Source organism: Chryseobacterium capnotolerans, from assembly GCF_021278965.1.
Classification (GTDB): Bacteria; Bacteroidota; Bacteroidia; order Flavobacteriales; family Weeksellaceae; genus Chryseobacterium; species Chryseobacterium capnotolerans.
On record NZ_CP065589.1, the window covers coordinates 4,063,401 to 4,082,721 of the forward strand.

General features: G+C 35.7%; 14 protein-coding genes and 2 pseudogenes. 9 read left to right on the plus strand and 7 right to left on the minus strand.

What is annotated here, in order from left to right; all coding sequences use genetic code 11:
- Nucleotides 1-18 precede the first annotated feature (18 nt).
- Nucleotides 19-519, minus strand: coding sequence for an FKBP-type peptidyl-prolyl cis-trans isomerase (locus H5J24_RS19575; protein ID WP_068940056.1), 501 nt, complete (start codon nucleotides 517-519; stop codon nucleotides 19-21).
- Nucleotides 520-744: 225 nt separating this feature from the next.
- Nucleotides 745-996 carry a VF530 family protein gene (locus tag H5J24_RS19580; RefSeq protein ID WP_068940058.1) on the minus strand — a complete coding sequence of 84 codons (252 nt, stop codon included), beginning with the start codon at nucleotides 994-996 and terminating at the stop codon, nucleotides 745-747.
- A 392-nt stretch (nucleotides 997-1,388) separates the two neighbouring features.
- On the opposite strand from H5J24_RS19580, the pseudogene H5J24_RS19585 reads away from it, so the two are divergent.
- From H5J24_RS19585 to H5J24_RS19600, 4 genes and pseudogenes are all read left to right on the plus strand, one after another.
- A pseudogene (locus H5J24_RS19585) lies at nucleotides 1,389-2,593 on the plus strand (metallophosphoesterase family protein).
- 3 nt (nucleotides 2,594-2,596) lie between these two features.
- Nucleotides 2,597-4,039: an AAA family ATPase gene (locus tag H5J24_RS19590; RefSeq protein ID WP_232815797.1), complete on the plus strand. Its 1,443-nt coding sequence runs from the start codon at nucleotides 2,597-2,599 to the stop codon at nucleotides 4,037-4,039.
- An 89-nt stretch (nucleotides 4,040-4,128) separates the two neighbouring features.
- Entirely contained in the window at nucleotides 4,129-4,416 is a 288-nt protein-coding gene (locus H5J24_RS19595; RefSeq protein ID WP_232815798.1) for a hypothetical protein, read from the plus strand.
- Nucleotides 4,373-5,629 carry an SbcC/MukB-like Walker B domain-containing protein gene (locus H5J24_RS19600; protein ID WP_232815799.1) on the plus strand — a complete coding sequence of 419 codons (1,257 nt, stop codon included), beginning with the start codon at nucleotides 4,373-4,375 and terminating at the stop codon, nucleotides 5,627-5,629. Before H5J24_RS19595 ends, H5J24_RS19600 begins: the two co-directional genes overlap by 44 nt.
- Before the next feature lie 79 nt (nucleotides 5,630-5,708).
- On the opposite strand, the gene H5J24_RS19605 is transcribed toward H5J24_RS19600, so the two are convergent.
- Together H5J24_RS19605 and H5J24_RS19610 are read right to left on the minus strand one after the other, a co-directional pair.
- Complete coding sequence (locus tag H5J24_RS19605) at nucleotides 5,709-6,734, minus strand: LLM class flavin-dependent oxidoreductase (protein ID WP_068940064.1); 1,026 nt, start codon at nucleotides 6,732-6,734, stop codon at nucleotides 5,709-5,711.
- A 485-nt stretch (nucleotides 6,735-7,219) separates the two neighbouring features.
- Nucleotides 7,220-9,357, minus strand: a pseudogene (locus H5J24_RS19610) (S9 family peptidase).
- Nucleotides 9,358-9,723: 366 nt separating this feature from the next.
- Here H5J24_RS19610 and H5J24_RS19615 point away from each other — a divergent pair.
- From H5J24_RS19615 to H5J24_RS19625, 3 genes are all read left to right on the plus strand, one after another.
- Nucleotides 9,724-10,236, plus strand: a complete 513-nt coding sequence (locus tag H5J24_RS19615) for a YceI family protein (RefSeq protein ID WP_068940069.1) — start codon at nucleotides 9,724-9,726, stop codon at nucleotides 10,234-10,236.
- Between the two features lie 81 nt (nucleotides 10,237-10,317).
- Nucleotides 10,318-11,145 (plus strand): 4,5-DOPA-extradiol-dioxygenase, encoded by an 828-nt coding sequence (gene ygiD / locus H5J24_RS19620; protein WP_068940071.1) that lies wholly within the window; start codon nucleotides 10,318-10,320, stop codon nucleotides 11,143-11,145.
- A 55-nt stretch (nucleotides 11,146-11,200) separates the two neighbouring features.
- Nucleotides 11,201-12,370 carry a carboxypeptidase-like regulatory domain-containing protein gene (locus H5J24_RS19625; protein ID WP_068940073.1) on the plus strand — a complete coding sequence of 390 codons (1,170 nt, stop codon included), beginning with the start codon at nucleotides 11,201-11,203 and terminating at the stop codon, nucleotides 12,368-12,370.
- A gap of 51 nt (nucleotides 12,371-12,421) precedes the next feature.
- Here H5J24_RS19625 and H5J24_RS19630 read toward each other — a convergent pair whose 3' ends face one another.
- From H5J24_RS19630 to hutH, 3 genes are all read right to left on the minus strand, one after another.
- Nucleotides 12,422-13,903, minus strand: coding sequence for a S8 family peptidase (locus H5J24_RS19630; RefSeq protein WP_068940075.1), 1,482 nt, complete (start codon nucleotides 13,901-13,903; stop codon nucleotides 12,422-12,424).
- Between the two features lie 212 nt (nucleotides 13,904-14,115).
- A complete protein-coding gene (locus tag H5J24_RS19635; RefSeq protein ID WP_068940078.1) occupies nucleotides 14,116-14,565 on the minus strand; it encodes a GNAT family N-acetyltransferase in 450 nt (149 codons plus the stop codon).
- Between the two features lie 62 nt (nucleotides 14,566-14,627).
- Complete coding sequence (gene hutH / locus H5J24_RS19640; RefSeq protein WP_068940080.1) at nucleotides 14,628-16,115, minus strand: histidine ammonia-lyase; 1,488 nt, start codon at nucleotides 16,113-16,115, stop codon at nucleotides 14,628-14,630.
- 131 nt (nucleotides 16,116-16,246) lie between these two features.
- Between hutH and H5J24_RS19645 the strand changes: the two genes are divergently transcribed.
- Together H5J24_RS19645 and uvrC are read left to right on the plus strand one after the other, a co-directional pair.
- Nucleotides 16,247-17,008: a hypothetical protein gene (locus H5J24_RS19645; protein WP_082810991.1), complete on the plus strand. Its 762-nt coding sequence runs from the start codon at nucleotides 16,247-16,249 to the stop codon at nucleotides 17,006-17,008.
- A gap of 86 nt (nucleotides 17,009-17,094) precedes the next feature.
- The gene (gene uvrC / locus H5J24_RS19650; protein WP_068940081.1) at nucleotides 17,095-18,891 is read left to right on the plus strand and encodes an excinuclease ABC subunit UvrC; all 1,797 of its coding nucleotides are present in this window, start codon (nucleotides 17,095-17,097) and stop codon (nucleotides 18,889-18,891) included.
- Nucleotides 18,892-19,321: the final 430 nt, after the last annotated feature.

Genomic DNA, 19,321 nt, shown 5'->3' on the forward strand with positions numbered 1-19,321 from the left:
GGACATTTATATTATTTCTTAGTGAGCGTCAGTTCCGTCAATTCCGTGAGCATGACCGTGTGACAATTCTTCTTCTGTTGCAGGACGAGTGTTTAAAACTTCCACCTGGAAATCTAACACTTTACCAGCCATTGGGTGGTTAAGGTCTGCTACTACAGCTTCAGGAGTTACTTCTACTACAAAAGCCTGGAAGTTATTTCCTTGGTTGTCTGATAAAGGTAAAATTGCTCCGATTGGAGGAGTTCCTGATTCTTTGAACATTTCAATTGGTAATTGTGCAATAGCATCAGGCTGTCTTTCTCCGTAAGCTTCTTCAGGCTGAATTACAAAAGCAGCTTTATCACCAGCTTTCAAACCTAGGATATTCTCTTCAAATTTTGGAATCATCATTCCTACACCATACAAAAATGTAAGTGGGTTTTCTGCTGTTGTTTCTTCTACAAGAACTTTACTTCCATCTGCTTCGATAGTGTGAAGGATATACTTTACAGCTACAACGTGATTGTTTTCAATTGTCATATTTTTCTTTTTTTGTCGTAATTTTTTTTACGATTAACGATAGTACAAATATACTCTTTTTGAAATGATTCCATGAGGTTGAAAGCTGGGAGATGGAAGAAGGAAGTTATGAGGGACACAAAAATCCCTACAGCTCTTTTTTCATCCTCCAAAACTCTTTTTATTATAATTAAAATAATTGTCAGAAGTTATAAGGTCACCACTTATTCTTCAAGCTTACAATCTTTATTTTTTATTCCTGGCTTCGTCTCTTTTTTTCTGTCTTAAGACATACAAGTACAAACTTTCAACTTTTGCTCTTGCCCAATCTGTTTTTCGTAAAAACTTCAATGAGGAATTGATACTCGGATTATCTGTAAAACATTTAATATTGATTTGTTTTCCCAATTCCTCAAAGCCCTGATAATATTCTACCAACTCTTCAAGAATGGCATCAAGTCTTTTTCCGTGTAAAGGATCTTTTGATTTTTCTTCCATAACGCAGTAAAATTAAAACATTTTATCTGACTTACCGACTAAAATTGTTTCCCCTCTTAATCTTTAGTATTTTTGATGAAGCAATTTTTACCCATAAAAATTATTCACTGCAAATCAATATGAGCAAAAATAACGACGCCAACAGGAAAAAAAATAAAAAGCAAATTGATCAGAAAAAACGGAAAACACAAAATGCAGAAACGGAGAGAAAAGCACGTTTAAAACAAATTTATCAAGATTTCAAAGGAAAAGAAACCGATAATAACCCATAAAGTTTGGGTTACAAACAAGTTCTTTTATCTAAATATACTTCCTGATAAATTAAGGTAACCCGTATTTTTTAAAATACCACTTCATTTATCTTTATTTCTTTAAAATATGATCAACTTTTTATGAAGATTCTACACACCGCCGACTGGCATTTAGGAAAAAAACTGGATCGCTTTTCCCGACTGGAAGAGCAGGTTTCAGTGATGGAGGAAATCATTATGATTGCTGATGAAGAACAGGCAGACCTTATCATTGTTGCCGGTGATCTGTTTGATAATTTCAACCCTGCTGTTGAAGCTGTTGAGCTTTTTTATAAAACCCTGAAGCGCTTGTCTCAAAACGGAAAACGTCCCGTCATCGCTATTTCAGGAAATCATGATTCTCCAAACCTCATCAATGCCCCGGATCCATTGGCCAGAGAATGTGGAATTATTTTAATAGGACATCCCAAAGCGGAAATTATTCCATTTGGAACAGAACATTTTAATATTACCCGTTCAAAAGAAGGATTTATAGAAATGAAGATCAATGCAATTGATTTTCCTATAAGATTATTGCACACTCCTTACGCTAATGAAATCCGTTTGAAGGAATATTTAGGAGAAAATAAAGAGGAAGAGATTAATAACGTACTTTCAAGAACATGGAAAGATCTTGCAGATCAGTTTTGTGATGAAAAGGGGATCAACCTTTTAACAGCCCATTTGTACATGAATAAAAAGGGAGCTGAGATTTTAGAAGAACCTGAAGGAGAAAAACCCATCAAAATCGGAAATGCTGATCTTATTTTTTCTGATAGTATTCCTGAGCAGATTCAATATACAGCTTTAGGCCACTTGCATGGCTTTCAGAATATCGGAACGAAAGAAAAACCGGTAATTTATTCATCTTCTCCCCTATGCTATAGTTTTAGTGAGGCCGGCCAGAAAAAATATGTTTCCATCATCGATGCTGAACCTGGGAAACCTGTTTCTTATGAAAAAAAATATTGCAAAGCGGAAGAACTTTAGTAAGGAAAACATTTACCTCTGTTGATGAAGCCGTTCTCTGGCTAAAAGAGAATCCATATACGTTTATTGAGCTGACCTTAGAAAGTGAAACTTTTTTAACAGCCGATGAACGTAGATTAATTTACCAGTCTCATACAGGAATTGTGCATCTTATCCCTAAAGTTAAAAACCGGGAATCTGGTGAGGAAACAAGTACTGAAATCAATTTAAGTCAAGATATAGAGACATTGTTTAAGGATTATTTTAAATCAAAAAACGGCGGACAGGAGGCCAATGAAGAACTGATAAAATTGTTTAACGAAATTTTAAATTCCTAAGCTATGATTCCTATTCAATTAACTATTGAAGGTCTGTATTCTTACCAGGAACGCCAGACCATAGATTTCAAAAACCTTACGGAAGCCGGATTATTCGGTATTTTTGGAGCAGTAGGTTCGGGGAAATCATCAGTTCTTGAAGCAATTTCGTTTGCTTTATATGGTGAAACGGAACGTCTGAATATGCGTGACAAAAGAGCGTACAATATGATGAATTTAAAATCAAACAGCTCTTATATTGAGTTTGATTTTATTAATTATGAAAATAAACTCTTCCGTGCAACCAGAGATTTCAGACGAAATTCTAAAAAGTTTGAGGATGTAAAGCCTAATTCTGTAGCCTTCTATGAAAATAGTAATGGGAAGTGGATTCCTCTGGAGCATTCCAACGCAGAAGCTATCATTGGTTTAAGCTATTCTAATTTTAAAAGAACGATTATTATTCCTCAGGGGCAATTCAAAGAATTCCTTGAATTGGGAGCTGCAGACAGAACCAATATGATGAAGGAGATTTTCAACCTTCAGCAATATGATTTGCAAAATAATGTTTCAGCTTTGAATTCAAAAAACAGATCCGAATTGGATCAACTTGAAGGCCAGCTGAAAGGTTTTGAAGAGATCAGTGAGGAAAAAATTCAGCTTCAGAAAGACCTTCTGGGAGAAGAACAGAAAAAGCTTGTTCAGGCTAATGAAATGTTTGAAAAGGTTTCCCAGACTTATCAACAACTGAAGAACCTAAAAACAGATTTTGAAAGTTTACAACAAAACCGGGGAAATTTCAACACCCTTTCTGAGCAGAAACCTCAAATAGATGCACTGGAAGCTCAATTAGAACTGTATGATCGTATTTTCAGGGTTTTTAATCCATTGATTGCTGATAAAAACAGGCTTTCAAAAGGAATTACTGAAAAAAGAAACGAAAAAGAAAGTCAAATCAAAACTTTACAGGCAACGGAGGTTACTTTTAGTGCGGTAAAGGAACAACTCATAGCTTTGGAACCTAAATTTAAAGCTTTGGAACAATCCAGAATACAGGAAAATGATTTAAGTCTAATTGTACAGATCCTGAAGTTTTATAAGGAGATTGAAACACTTAATGAAAGAACTCAGAAAGGATCGGAAAAGGTAGCGGAAGTAGAAGCTCAAAAAGATATTATTCAGAAAAAGATTACTGAGCTTTCTAAAAACATTGATGTTTTAAAAAGCCAGAAACTTGACACCTCTTTACTTTCCAATGTGGGGAACTGGTTTATTCAACAGAAAAACTTCAAAAAATCCCAACAGGAACAGATTGAAAAAACGAAAAAACATCAGAAACAAATTGAGCTCATTGCTGAGGAACTAAAATCTTTTGCGATTCAGGAAAACTTTAAAACTGATTTCAATAATAAAAGAGAAGCTCTGGAAGCCAAGAAAAAGAACTTTCTCAAAAACTGGATCAACTGAAGATTCAAAAAGAACTTTCCCGTTTTGCCAGTGAACTCCATGATGGAGAGGCCTGCCCGCTTTGTGGTTCTCAGGAGCATCCGCATATTGTGGAATTTCATGATGTAAATACCGAGCTCCAGGACATTCAGGAAAAAATAAAGATCGTTGAACAAGAAGCTCAACATCTTCAGCAACAGGAAACTGCTATTGAGAAAATACTGGATAGAAAAAAGATCTTTGATGAGCAGCTGATCTCTGAACAGAAAGTTCTCCAGCAGATCCAAAAAGATATAGAAAGTCATCTCCAACAGTTTATATGGAAACAGTTCAGCCCGGACCATGAGGATGATTTTGAGAAAAAAGATCGGATTCTTTTTCCTTGGAAAAAAGATTGAAGAAACAGACAAAACCATTACGCTGGAACGTGAAACCTTAGAAAAGGAAAATAAAGTCCTGGAAAAATATAAAAATGCCTTAGAGACTTTCAAATTGGAAGAAGCTACCAAGCAGAAAGAAATCAACATAAGCCTTTCCCATCTTAAAATCCTGGAATGGACACTTTATAAACAAAAAACAGTAACTGAAGTGGAGGAAGCTTATCTGAAACTGAAACAATCCAATACTGAAACTGAACAATTATATCAAAAAGCCTCACAACAGGAAAAAGATCTTGCCCCTAAACTTGCAGAACAGAAAGCGATTGTCAGCCAAACGGAGAAACAAATTGCAGACATTGAAAAAGAGATTTCTGAAAATCAGCAAACTATTGATAAGGCTTTAAATGAGAACCATTTCACAGCATTTAATGAGGTTGAAACTATTCTGAAACAGGAAATTAATATTCAGGAAACAAGAGCGAAAATCCAGCAGTTCAAAATTGATTTTGAAACTTTAAAGAAAGTAATTGAAGGGTTAGAATTGAAATTAAAAGGAATTTCTTTTGATGCTGAACAGTTCTCATTGGCCGAAAAACAGTTTGATGATGCTCAGACTGCATTGAAACAGATCAACGATGCTGTGGTAACCATGACCGCCGAAAAAGACAGGTTAGAGAAAGAATATAAGAAAAAAGAAGAGCTTCTGAAAGAATTAACAAAGCTTCAGAAACGTTCTGAAAATCTGAAACTGATGATGAATCTGTTTAAAGGTGCCGGTTTTGTACAATATGTATCCTCCATTTATCTGAGGCAGTTGTGCGATCATGCCAATACCCGCTTCCACAGGATGACAAGAAATCAACTGAGCCTGCAGCTTAATGAAAATAATGACTTTGAGATCATTGATTACCTCAACGAAGGGAGAAGCAGAAGTGTGAAAACGCTTTCGGGCGGACAGGCATTCCAGGTATCTTTAAGCCTTGCTTTAGCATTGGCAGAAAGTGTTCAATCCAATGCTCAGGCTGATAAAAACTTCTTCTTTATTGATGAAGGTTTCGGAACCCAGGATACAGAATCAGTAAATATTGTATTTGAGACACTCACTAACCTGATGAAGGAGAATAGAATTGTGGGAATTATTTCTCACGTAGAAGAGCTTAAAGAAAAGATTCCTACCGCACTTAACATTATTAAAGATGAGGAAAGGGGAAGCTTAATTCAAATCATATAATTTTTAAACTACAAAAGTCACACAAGCTTTGTTTTCAAAAACGTTTGTGTGACTTTTTGTGTTTAAAGAAAACCTGTCCTTACAGATTTTGCACCTGCGGTTTTACTTCTTTCCCAAATAATTCAATAGATTTCATCATGATATCATGAGCCGGATCACCAATATCCATATGACCGATAAATCTTGTGATTCCAAAGATCTCCTTCATATAAGCAATTTTATCTGCTACCTCAGCCGGACTTCCGATGAACAATGCTCCATCCTTACTTCTTCCGCCATCATACTGCATTTTTGTGTAAGGTGCCCAGCCTCTGGAAGAACCTATCCTATCCATCTGAGACTTATAGTTATGAAAATATCCGTCTACCACCTTCTGGTCATCACTTACAAAAGTATGTGAATGGATCGCAATCTGCATTTTGGACATATCATGCCCTGCTTTTTGATATTCCTGTTTGTAGAATTCAATCAGATTTTTAAACTGGATCGGCATTCCGCCAATAATGGCTACCACTAATGGCATTCCCAATTGAGCAGCACTTAAAACAGATTGTGGTGTTCCTCCTACAGCTCTCCAGATCGATATTTTACCCTCATTTTTTGCTCTTGGGTATACGGTCTGATTATTCATTGGAGCACGAAGTTTCCCTGACCAGGTTACATTTTCCTCAGCATTGATCTTTAATAATAAGTCCAGCTTTTCATCAAAAAGTTCCTCATAATCATTCAACGAATAACCATATAAAGGAAATGATTCAATGAAACTTCCACGTCCCACAAATATTTCTGCTCTTCCATTTGAGATCAAATCCAACGTGGAAAAGTCTTCATACACTTTTACCGGTTCTGATGAACTCAAAACAGTTACTCCACTCGCTAATTTTATATTTTTTGTAATGCTTGCTGCTGCCGCCAATACTATTTCCGGCGAAGAAACAGCATAATCCGGACGGTGATGCTCTCCCATCGCAAAGACATCTATTCCTACTTCATCCATGAATTTTACCTGCTCCAGAATTTCCTGAAGTTTGATTCCTGCATCTCTATATTTTCCGGTTGACTGATCGAAAGCCAAATCTCCGAACATTCCTATTCCTAATTCCATATTGTTGATTTTAGTTATACAAAAATACAGCTCTAAAGTGTCAGATGCATTGATGTTTGATAAGATCGATAATATGTTTTAAACACAGATAATTTTTTATGATGTTGGAAAACGCAAGGGCGCAAAGGGATTAAAGATTATGTTGTTTTTAAGGCGCAAGAAAATCAAAGATTTTCAGTAAAAACTGTGCAGATTTTTTGCCACGAATACCTGATGATAGTATATTAGAGACGATATTCTATGTGCCTATGTGGTTCAAAATTTTAAAACCACAAAGGGGCACATAGGTTTTTGCACTCATAAAAAAGCCCTGGATTCTTGGCTATCATTTAGCAGTATACAATTTTATCGCAGATAAAATCCATACACCTTAGCATATAAAATCCTTACACCTTAAAAACATATTATATTAAATATTCTTTGGCCCTTGTAATTTCCAACGAAAAGCAACAAAAAAATCCAACCGGACTGGCTGGATTTTGATATTATTTTTTCAGATACAGATCAAAATAATCTGTGATTTTCTGCATAAGATGAACTCTGTCTTTTCCGATCACATTGTGTGGATGCCCCGGATAAGCAAAGTAATCTAACTGAACTCCATTATCTACTGCTGATTTGATGAATTTAATAGAATGCTGCCATACCACGACATCATCCTGTGCACCATGGATCATCAATAGCTTTCCTTTCAGGTTCTGAACTTTATCCAAAAGATTAGCCGCAGCATATCCTTGCGGGTTTTCCTGAGGGGTGTCCATATATCTTTCTCCATACATGATTTCGTACATATTCCAGTCGATTACCGGTCCTCCTGCAACTCCTACTTTGAATACGTCCGGTTTGCGAAGCATGAAACTTGTTGTCATGAATCCACCGAAGCTCCATCCGTGAATACCCATTTTATTTCCGTCTACATAAGGAAGTGACTTCAGATAATCTACTCCTTTCATTTGGTCGTTCATCTCTGTTGTTCCCAGATTTCTGAAAACAGCCTGCTCAAACTTCATTCCACGGTTGGCAGAACCTCTTCCATCCATCGTGAAGATAATATATCCGTTCTGAGCCATATATTCATACCAAAGATTTCCGGATGACGGGAAGCTGTTTGTAATCAACTGCAGATGCGGCCCGTTGTACAGATATACGATGGTTGGATATTTCTTATTCGGATCAAAATTGGTTGGCAGGATGATCTTTCCATATAAAGGAGTTCCGTCATCAGCTTTTAACTCTACGTTTTTAATCTCCGGTCTCTGATAATTCTTTAATGGATTTTCAGAAGTAAGAATATTGGTAGATTTTAAAGTGGATGTATTGATAATGTTTCCTACTCTTGGAGTATTTGAATTGCTATAAGTATCATACAGGTAGTTTCCGTCACTGCTAAGAACTCCGGAGTGCATCCCTTCGGCAGCATCCAGCTTTTCCATCTTAAAGTTGGCCCAATTGATCTTATATAAGTGTCTTTCTAAAGGAGTTTCTTTTGTAGAAGTAAAGAAAATTTCTTTTTCTTTTCATTAAATCCTAAGATCTCAGTTACCAGCCAATCTCCTTTTGTGATCTGAGCGACTAATCCTTTTTCTAAACTATAATGAAATAAGTGATTGTACCCTGTTCTCTGGCTTTGCCAAATGAAATCTGTATTTGAATTTGGGAAGAAAGTAAGCGGACGTTGTGGCTCCACATATTTGCTGTCTGTTTCTTCAAATAAAGTTTTTACCAGTGTTCCCGTAGCCGCATCATATTGGTTCATCTTCATATGATTCTGCCCTCTGTTCAATACTGCCACAAAAATATATTTTGAATCAGGGCTCCAGGTAACAGCTGTTAAATACTGATCTTTTTCACCCTCTACTTTCAGAAAAGCTGTTGTCTGCGTCTTGATATTGAAAACACCTAATGTTACCTGATGGGAAGTTTGTCCCGCCATTGGGTATTTGATATTATGGTTTACAGCTGGAGTTACCGACCAGTCAATAATCGGATAATCTGCAACCATTGACTGATCCATTTTGTAGAATGCTACGCTTTCTGAGTTCGGAGCCGGAAAGATTCCGGTATCAATTCCGAATTCATTTCTGTGAACAGCTTGGCCACTGATAATATTTTCGTTGGCTTCATTGGTTACCGCTATGGTTTTTCCATTTTTATTAACAAATAAATTATTCTTTGCGGTAAAGGCAAACGTCTGCCCGTCTCCAAACATTTTCACATTGGCAGCATCAAGATCAATCTTTGCTGAATTCTTTATCTTCCAGTCATTTCCAGACTTTTCAATCCAAAACATTTTACCATTTGTATTGAAATATGCGTTGGATATTCCTGTAAACTTAATAGATGGGACACTGCTCAGTTTATCATCTATAAACTGTCTGTTCAGCTGTGTCAAAGAGATCAGCGTATCCTGTTTGTTTGTTTTTAGATCTGTAGCCAGGTATCCTCCTTTTACGGATTGGATATAAGATTTCCCATCTGCAGACCATGAAAACTGTGAAATATTTTTCACTGCCAGGTTCGTTCTCATCCCATTTACAGCTTCTGCCATTGTAAACTTCTGTGTCTGGGCAAATACTGCACTCCCCAAAACAAGCATCAATAAAGAATATTTATGTAATTTCATCGTATAAAATTGAATCCGTCAAAAATAAGAAATAAAAACCATCCGTTAAGAAACGTTAAAATAAAACATTCATAAAATAGAATTAATTCATCTATAGGAAATATTTCTTACCTTAATAGTAGAATTTTGTAGACTTAGTTTGGAAAAAGTAAGGGCGCAAAAAATATTTAATATAATATGTTTTTAAGGCGCAAGATTTTTATCTTCGATAAAATTGATTGAAAATATTGAACGTTAACACTTACTATAATAAGATAATTCATCATCCAATGCAGATCATTTCATTTCTTATCCTATATCAATGACTTGTATATGCTCGCTATCCTAAATTTGCATCATTAATCATAACAAAAAATACAAAATACAATGGCAACAAAATGGATCTTAGACCCTACGCATAGTGAAATCACTTTCAAAGTAAAACACATGATGATTTCTAACGTAAAAGGAAGCTTCAGAACTTTCAACGCTGAAATTGAATCTGAAGATGAATTCTTTGCAAACGCTAAAACTACAGCTACAATTCAGACTGATTCTGTATTTACTAACAATACAGACAGAGACAATCATTTAAAGTCTGCTGAATTCTTCAATGCTGAAAATCACCCAACAATTACTTTTGAATCTCAAAATCTGAACAATGAAGTAGTTGGAAATCTTACCATCAATGGGATCACAAAACCTGTAACATTAGATGTAGACTTCGGTGGAATTAATGTTGACCCATGGGGAAATACCAAAGCAGGTTTCTCTTTTGAAGGTAAAATCAGCAGAAAAGATTTCGGATTGAACTGGAACGCAGCTCTTGAAGCAGGCGGTGTAATGGTAAGTGATGATGTAAAAATCGCTGGTGAATTACAGTTTGTAAAACAAGCTTAATTTATAACATACTTTTTAAAAGGTTCAGGGATTTTACTAAAAAACCTTGAACCTTTTATTTTTTATCAATATGCAAGCATTATGAACCTCAACGATCTTCAAAATATAAGTGAAAATTTCAATAGCACACAGCGAATGCCGGTTTTATTCCTTGGGCATGGTTCGCCGATGAATGCTATTGAAGAAAATCAATTTGTACAGGGATTCCGAAAAATAGCAAGTGAAATTCCACGGCCTAATGCAATTCTATGTATTTCTGCGCATTGGTATACGCCGGGAACTTTGGTTACTGCTATGGAAATGCCCAAAACAATCCACGATTTTTATGGATTTCCTAAAGAACTGTTTGAAGTACAATATCCCGCTCCTGGCAGTCCCGAACTTGCCAGGGAAACTGCTGAGCTTTTACTTCCGGTAGAAGTAGAGGAAGATCATAACTGGGGATTGGACCATGGTGCGTGGTCTGTCATCAGGCATTTGTATCCTGATGCAGATATTCCCGTTATTCAATTAAGCATTGATTATACGAAACCTCCACAATATCATTATGACCTTGCCAAAAGACTGAATAAACTTCGTGAGAAAGGAATCCTGATTATAGGAAGCGGAAACATTGTTCATAACCTACGTATGATCGACTGGAAAAATATCAATACAGTAGGTGCTGGCTGGGATTGGGCGATAGAAGCCAGAGAAAAAACCAATAATTGGCTCTTGGATGGCAATTTTCAGAATATTATTGATTATCACAAACAGGGAACATCTTTACAATATGCAGTTCCTACTCCAGACCATTATCTCCCGTTGATTTACACGCTAGGTTTGAAAGATCAGGCTGAGGAACTGAAATTATTTAATGATGAACTTATTGGCGGCTCATTAAGCATGACCAGTGTAAGAATTGGATAAACAATTCTCCATCAGATGTTTTTTTATCACTAAAACTTTAGTAATATTGTTAACCATGAAAACGATATTACTATTTTTTTTATTCGTTTATTCTGTTTCTTTTGCACAGATCATTAAAGGTACTGTAGTAGACGATAAGGAACATCGATTAAACAATGTAAACATCTATATTGACGGAACAAAAACAGGAACTGTCTCCCAAGAAGATGGAACTTTTACGCTTTCTCTTTCTCCACCAACCAGCGGCAATATTATTTTTCAGAAAGAGGATTATGAAACATTCAGCACTGAAGTTTCTGAAGTTATCAACAAAAATCTGAAAGTTGTCTTAACTAAAACGAATACTATTGAAGAAATAGTACTCATTCCTTATACTTCTGAAGCTTACACGAAATATATCCATGCTTTTCTCCGTAATTTTATTGGAGATGATCTCGAAAATGTGAGAATCAAGAATCAAAAGACACTTAAATTTTCTTATGACAAGAAGAAGAAACTGCTTAGGGTAAAAGCGCCTAAAACGTTACTCATTGAAAATAAAAATCTGGGATATGAAATTGAATACAATCTGATCGATTATTCAACAGACTTTAATACCAATATTACCAATTATACAGGAACCAGTTTCTTTAAAGAAACTAAAAATACAGATCGGGTAAAAATTAACAGGATGAATGCTTATGACGGAAGTTCGCTTCATTTTTTCAGGAGTATTTATAACAATAAGGTTTCTGAAAACGGATTTATTATCAATCAGGTTGTAAAACTTCCCAATTCAAACTATCCTACAGAGGAGGAACTGAATACATTAAAGGATTTTATGACCCAATTAAAATTGTCAGAAACTATCAATATTCCCGAAGACATCAAAGATATTTCCCGCAGAAAGAACAGTCAACAATCTTATATACTTGCCATTACAAAAACCTTGATCCCTGATTCTGATTATGTGAAAAGAACAAATGAACAGGTTATCTTTGGTTTTAAAGATATTCTTCAGGTTAATTATACCAAAATACCTTATGAAGATATTAAGAAAAATCAGTTTATTAAAGGAAAATACAGTAGAAATCTCACTACTTATCTCTATTCTGACGAAGGGGAATCTTTTGAAGTTTCAAAAGATGGAAATATTACCACCCCTGATCAGCTTGTTACCCAGGGTGAATTTTCGAGAAATAAAATTGAAAAAATGCTTCCTTTGGATTATCAATTGGGAGATTAAGTATACATAAAGAAGCAGGAATTTTGTTTTCCTGCTTCCTTTCTAAAGATCTTATTGTACAGCTTTTAAAACATTGATGTTCCCATAGCCATAGCTTGAATTAACAGTTGGGTAATAGGTTGCCGACTGTCTCATTTTATTAAGTACCTGATCTCTTGTCCATGATGGATTCTTAGCCCAAACCAAAGCTGCAATTCCTGCAGTAGCGGCTGTTGCTACAGAAGATCCGCCTACATAATCAGCCTGTCCGTTGTAATAACTCAGAACCGGAACTGTATTTCCTGATGCTCTTTCCATCTGGAAGGTAAAATCGATCTGGCTTCCGGAATGGCAAACATCACATTTTTGGTTAGAAGTTCCTTCTTTCACTCCTGTTATTGCCTGAGTTTCCGACATTGAAGCAGGGAAAATAACCCCAACAAAATTGGTAAAGCTGGTAGATGTTCCTCCTGCACAGAAAATCAGTTTTCCTCTGGCGTAAGCATATTTTACTCCATCTTCAATTTTTCCTACTGAAAAAATATGTCCCATAGACATAGAGATGATCTTTACATTGGTATTGTTTCCAAGGTCTGTAAATGCCGTTTTCACTCCGTTTTGTTCACTGGATGTTTCCAATACAACATTTTCGGCAGCACGGTAAGCGATAAGATTCGCATTATAGGCTACTCCCACCGGAAGCCCTGAATTGTTTCGGGGAGCAGCCATTACAGAAGCCATTTTGGTTCCGTGCCCACACTGATCCGCTGAACCATCAGCATTATATACTCCGTATTTAGTAATCGTTCTGCCTGATGATGCTCCATTGTTAAAGCTGGATCCCAATAAAGACTGGTCCGGAGAAACTCCCGTGTCAATAAGACCGATGGTTACTCCTGCTCCTGTACTGTAGTTCCAGGCATCAGGAATATTATGTTTGGCAAATGCCCATGGAATTTTTGCACTTGGTGTTGTAGAAGTATAATCTACAGCACTTAGAGTTGCTGTCGAAAAGCCGCATCCGGAAGATCCACTGCCGGAAGATTTTGCAGCAGTGTTGTACTTAGCTTCGTTTTCAAAATAGTGATAGTCTGCGGGTTCTACATATCTGATGTTTTTCATCTGACGAAGAGCCGTTATCGTTTCCTCTTTTTCGATAGTGACATCCATTTGATTAAGATACTTGTCAGAATTCAAAAGGAACCTTGCAGATCCTTTTCCCTCAGATTTTGCAATACTATTTAAAATCTCTTCCTCCATATTTTTATGATCCGGAGATTTACTCCTGTCAAAATCATCTTTGGACGAACCAAATCCAATAGATACCATTCTGTTACCACGGAAAACAGCGCTCCAAATAAAGTGATCGGATTCATTTTTCCAATTGAAAATTCCTTCAGTTTTTATAGCCTGATTGATCCTTTCATTGATCTGTTTTTCCGTTAACGGTGTTTTTTGAGACATTTCAATATTCGGGTTCTCATTGCGAAGTTCTTCCTGAGTACAGGAGTTTAAGGCAAAAAATAATGCCAGGAAAAATACAGTTTTTTTCATATGTTATAATTTTGGTTGGAGCCACAATATAACACTTTCAAGAGAATTAAAAGTTTAAAAAAAATGAATTTAGCATTATATGAATATTAATTCTGAAGATAATTATCCAAAACATTTAAATAATTGCACTTTAATGAATATGAGATAAATTACAGCACTGCCCACCCTTCTCTGGAGGGAATTACTACAGCTTCTATTGGCATTATATTTTCCTATTTCAATTCTTTTTCAAAACAAACACTGTTGTCAATACCAATGTATTGTCCATAATTAGGTATTCTTTGGAAACCGCTTTTTTCATATACGGAAATAGCATTTGTTAGATCCTTTGAAGTTTCAAGCACTGCTTTTTTATATCCTAAATCTTTAGCCCATGTTTCTAATTCCTTTACAACGGAAGAGCCTAATCCTCTTTTCCTGAACTCAGGATTAGTAAACATCCTTTTAATCTCCACCGTATCTTCAAAAAGTTCTTTGAAAGCACCACATGCTGCCGGAACTTCATCAATATAAACCACAATACAATTTTTAATCTTATCAATGGTATTAAATTGGGCAAAAAAGGCATCCTCAGCTCCGTTATGCTCTGCAAGCGTAGAGTCGAGATGCTTTACCAAGGTTTGAAAATCTAAAGAGCTGGAATCGGTTCTATGTATGGTCATATTTATTTAATAGATTTTAGAAGCAAAAAAGCTCCCATTGGGAGCCTTTCATTTTTATTCAATTAGTTTACAACAAACTTTCTTTCTTTAATGAGCTCTGCAATTGCCAGCATATCCTGACCGATCAGTCGATCGTCTTCAAGTTTAGCAACCTTCGAACGAAGAATCGTGAAGTTTTCTTCAATGATCTTAGAGCATTTTGATGGTCTTCTGAATTCTAATCCCTGAGCGGCAAACATTAGCTCAACAGATAAGATATTAACCAGATTTCCTAGAACCTGATTGAATTTTCTTCCAGAAATACTTCCCATAGAAACGTGGTCTTCCTGTCCTAAACTTGTAGGAATAGAGTCTGCGGATGCAGGGAAACATAACGTTTTATTTTCTGTAACTAATGCTGCAGAAGTATATTGAGGGATCATAAATCCTGAATTCAATCCTGAGCTTTCTGTTAATAATCTTGGAAGTCCATATTTGCCCTCCAATAGTAAGTAGCTTCTTCTGTCTGAAATATTCCCTAATTCAGCAGCAGCAAGGGTTGCATAATCTAATGGTAAAGCCATCAGCTGTCCGTGGAAATTTCCTCCTGAGATAGATTCTTCAGCACTTAATACAATTGGATTATCGGTTACAGAGTTTAATTCTGTTTCTGCCATACTCTTAAGGTGCTCAAAAGCATTTCTACTCGCTCCGTGAACCTGAGGTACACATCTCATGGAATAAGGGTCCTGCACTCTCTCACAGTCTTCATGAGCTTTCATATTTTCTGAACCTTTCAGGAACTTAAGCATTCTTGCGGCTACTTTTTTACTCCCTTCAAATGGTCTGATGTCATGAAGTTCTTTTTTGAACGGGCTTGCTGAACCTCTATACGCCTCAATACTCATGGCAGCCGTTAGATCAGCAAGATCTAAAAGATATTCAAATTTCTCCAGCCCTTTGATTGCATGTGCCAGGATAAACTGGGTGCCGTTAATTAATCCTAATCCTTCTTTTGGCCCAAGAACCAATGGATCAAGATTATACTTTTCCAATACTTCCATGGTATCAGACACTTTATCTCCTTCCCAAACCTGTCCAAGACCTAGTAGAGGTAATACCAGATGTGCCAAAGGAGCCAAATCTCCTGACGCCCCTACAGATCCCTGCTCAGGAACCACAGGAATGATATCCTTTTCAAGCATAAGGATCATTCTCTCGATAACATCAAGAGAAACTCCGGAAAATCCTTTTGACAACGCATGAACTTTAGCAATCATCATGATTTTGGAAAGTTCTTTTTCAATAGGTTTCCCTACTCCTACTGCATGAGAAATAATCAGGTTATACTGTAACTGTGCGGTTTCATCAGCTGATATTTTAGTATCGCACAGTGGCCCGAACCCAGTGTTGATTCCATATACACATCTGTCGGATTCTACAATTTGCTGTACGTTTTTCTGAGATTTTAAAATTTGGTCTTTTGCTGCTTTATTCAGCTTGGCTTTATTAGGTTTTTTACATATTTCCAGAACATCATGGAAAGTAAAAACATCTACTCCGTATATCATTTCTAAAAAATTTTCTTAAAATTACGCATTTAACAATAATTGGAGAAACTAAATTTTATTGTTCTATCTTTTTATCTAAAGAAGTAAATTAATTTGCTATTTTTATCGCCGAAAATTAAAAACTATAATACATGAGACTGAAAACTTTACTGCTGGCATTATGCGTTGCAAGTACAGCCACTTTTGCCCAAAAAGTGAAATATTCCAAGGAGGAAAGAAAAGAAATGAACCGTTATCTATTTAACGAAGGCTTCAATACTGCAACAGACAAAAAGGTCTCTACCATTATTTTAAAGGACAACACTGAACATCAAGGATATAGCAAATCATGGGAAAAGCAAAGAGGACAGATTCTTTCTATTACTATTGAAGATGTTGATTCAAGAAAACCTATGAAATTTGCAGCGGCTGATATTGCTGAAATGTATTTGTATGCAACAGACACTGAAAAATCTATGAAAGCAGCAAAGTTTATTTCAAATATGAGAAATTACAGCACCAAAAAATACAAAAAATCTATAACCGACGATGCGATTCCCTATGAAAACCAAATCGTTTCTTTAAAAAACAAGAAAGAACCCAAAGCTTTTTTAATGCAGGTCATCAATCCTGAATTTAATGAACTTATAACTGTTTACCATGATCCATTTGCTGCAGAAACGATCAGTACTGGTTTTGCTGGTGCTCCCGCATTTGGAGGAGGTGTCATTAAATCTTATTATGTAAAGAAAGGAAATAAGGTAATGTGGCTCCACAAAGATGATTTTGAAGACAATTATGACTTTTTATTTGGAGATAACGCCGAATTCATGAAAAAATATCCAAAAAATTCTGTAGAATGGGATTATTTTAGCTTTTTAGTATATCAATATACTGATATGAACAATGGATAAAATGCATCATCAAAATATCAAAACCTGTAGAATCATCTGCAGGTTTTTCTTTTTTTAAATAGGGAAAGTTTCCTTAATTTTGTTATATGAATCCTTCTTTAGAATTACAACTCAAAACTTTACCTTCCGAACCTGGTGTTTATCGTTATTATGATAAGAACGAACAACTTCTGTATGTTGGAAAAGCTAAGAATTTAAAGAAAAGGGTTCTCTCCTATTTCAATAAAAATCTTTCAGGATACAGGATCAAAATTATGGTCGGCAAGATCCAACGCCTAGAAACTACGATTGTAAATAGTGAGTATGACGCTCTTTTGCTGGAAAACAATCTGATTAAGGAGCATCAGCCATTTTACAATGTCATGCTGAAGGATGACAAAACCTATCCTTGGATCTGTATTAAAAATGAAGATTTTCCAAGAATTTTCTTAACCAGAAATGTCATTAAAGATGGTTCGGAATATTATGGTCCGTATGCAAAAGTAAGACCTGCCAAGATATTACTGGATACGATCAAACATATTTATAAACTCAGGACCTGCAATCTGAATCTTTCACCGGCCAAAATTGCAGATGGAAAGTATAAAGTCTGTCTGGAATATCATATTAAAAATTGTGAAGGGCCTTGTGAAGATCTTGAAAGCAAAGAAGATTATGATGAAAAGATAGAGGCCATCCGTGGAATTATTAAAGGAGATTTCCGTAAGGCAAAGGAGTATCTGGTGAATCAAATGATGAAACACGCCTCCAACCTTCAGTTTGAAGAAGCACAGATTATTAAGGAAAGACTAGATATTTTGGAAGATTATCAGGCTAAAAACACCGTAGTCAATCCAAATATTGATGATGTGGATGTCTTTGGTATGACCAGTGATGAGACAGCTGCCTATGTCAACTTCTTTAAAATAAGAAACGGGAATATCATACAGAGCTTCACCACCGAAATCAAAAAAATCCTGGAAGAGACCGATGAGGATATTATGGAAGAGGCTTTAATTGAGATCCGGCAGAAATTTGGTTCGGATTCAAAAGAAGTATTGCTTCCTTTCCATTTATCTGTAGAAATTCCAAATGTAAAACTTATTGTTCCTAAAGTTGGTGATAAAAAGAGAATCGTAGAGCTTTCCGAAAAGAATGCAAAGGAATATCGTTTGGAAAAATTAAAACAGGTTCAGATTGTTGACCCGGAAAGACATACTAACAGGATTATGGCAGAAATGCAGAAACTTCTTAGAATGCCTGTTGAGCCACGACATATTGAAGGATTTGACAACTCGAATATCCAGGGAACCAACCCGGTTTCGGCCTGTGTAGTTTTTAAAGACGGAAAACCCAGCAAAGCAGATTACAGGATTTTCCATCCTAAAACTGTAGAAGGGCCTAACGACTTCGCCACAATGGAGGAAGTTATCTACCGCCGATATAAAAGAATGCTGGACGAAGGTGAAAATCTGCCACAACTCATCCTTATTGATGGTGGAAAAGGACAATTATCTTCTGCTGTCAAAAGTCTTAGACTACTAGGATTATATGGGAAAATTACCATCGTAGGAATTGCAAAAAGACTTGAAGAGATTTTCTTCCCGGAAGATCCTATTCCATTATATCTTGATAAAAAGTCTGAAACTTTAAAAATCCTGCAAAGAGTAAGAGATGAAGCTCACCGATTCGGGGTAAAACATCACAGAACGAGAAGAAAAAATTCTACCATCAAATCAGAATTGGAAGAAATTCCTGGCGTGGGAGAAAAAACGATCGAACTGCTTCTTTCCAAACTTAAGTCTGTAAAAAGAATCAAAGAAGCCAACCAAGAAACCTTGGAAGAGATCTTAGGTAAAAGTAAAGCGAAAGTGATTTGGGAGTTTTTCAATACCAATGGGTAATCACACCTGCTACATTAATTTATTTTTCACAAACAATTGAACTTTTTTTTACAAAATTTCAACACAAACCCTATTTTCTCAACAAGGGACAAATGTCACAAATTAAGGACAAAACACAAATTCAAACTAATAAAAATCAAATAAATTTAAAATATCAAACAAATAATATGATTATGTGTATTTTTTTCATAAATTAGTATTATAAAATAAAAGAAACAATACCATGAAAAAACACTCATTCTACAAATGATAATATAATATCATTTACTTTCCTAACCTTTTACTTTTTCAAAATAATTTTTACACGATACAATTCAGTAGAGTTCCATTACCAAGAAAAATTTACTATAAGTATAGAAAAAACACATCAACATATATATTACAAAAAATAAGCTCTTTTTCAAGAGCTTATTTAAGTTTTATTTTCAAT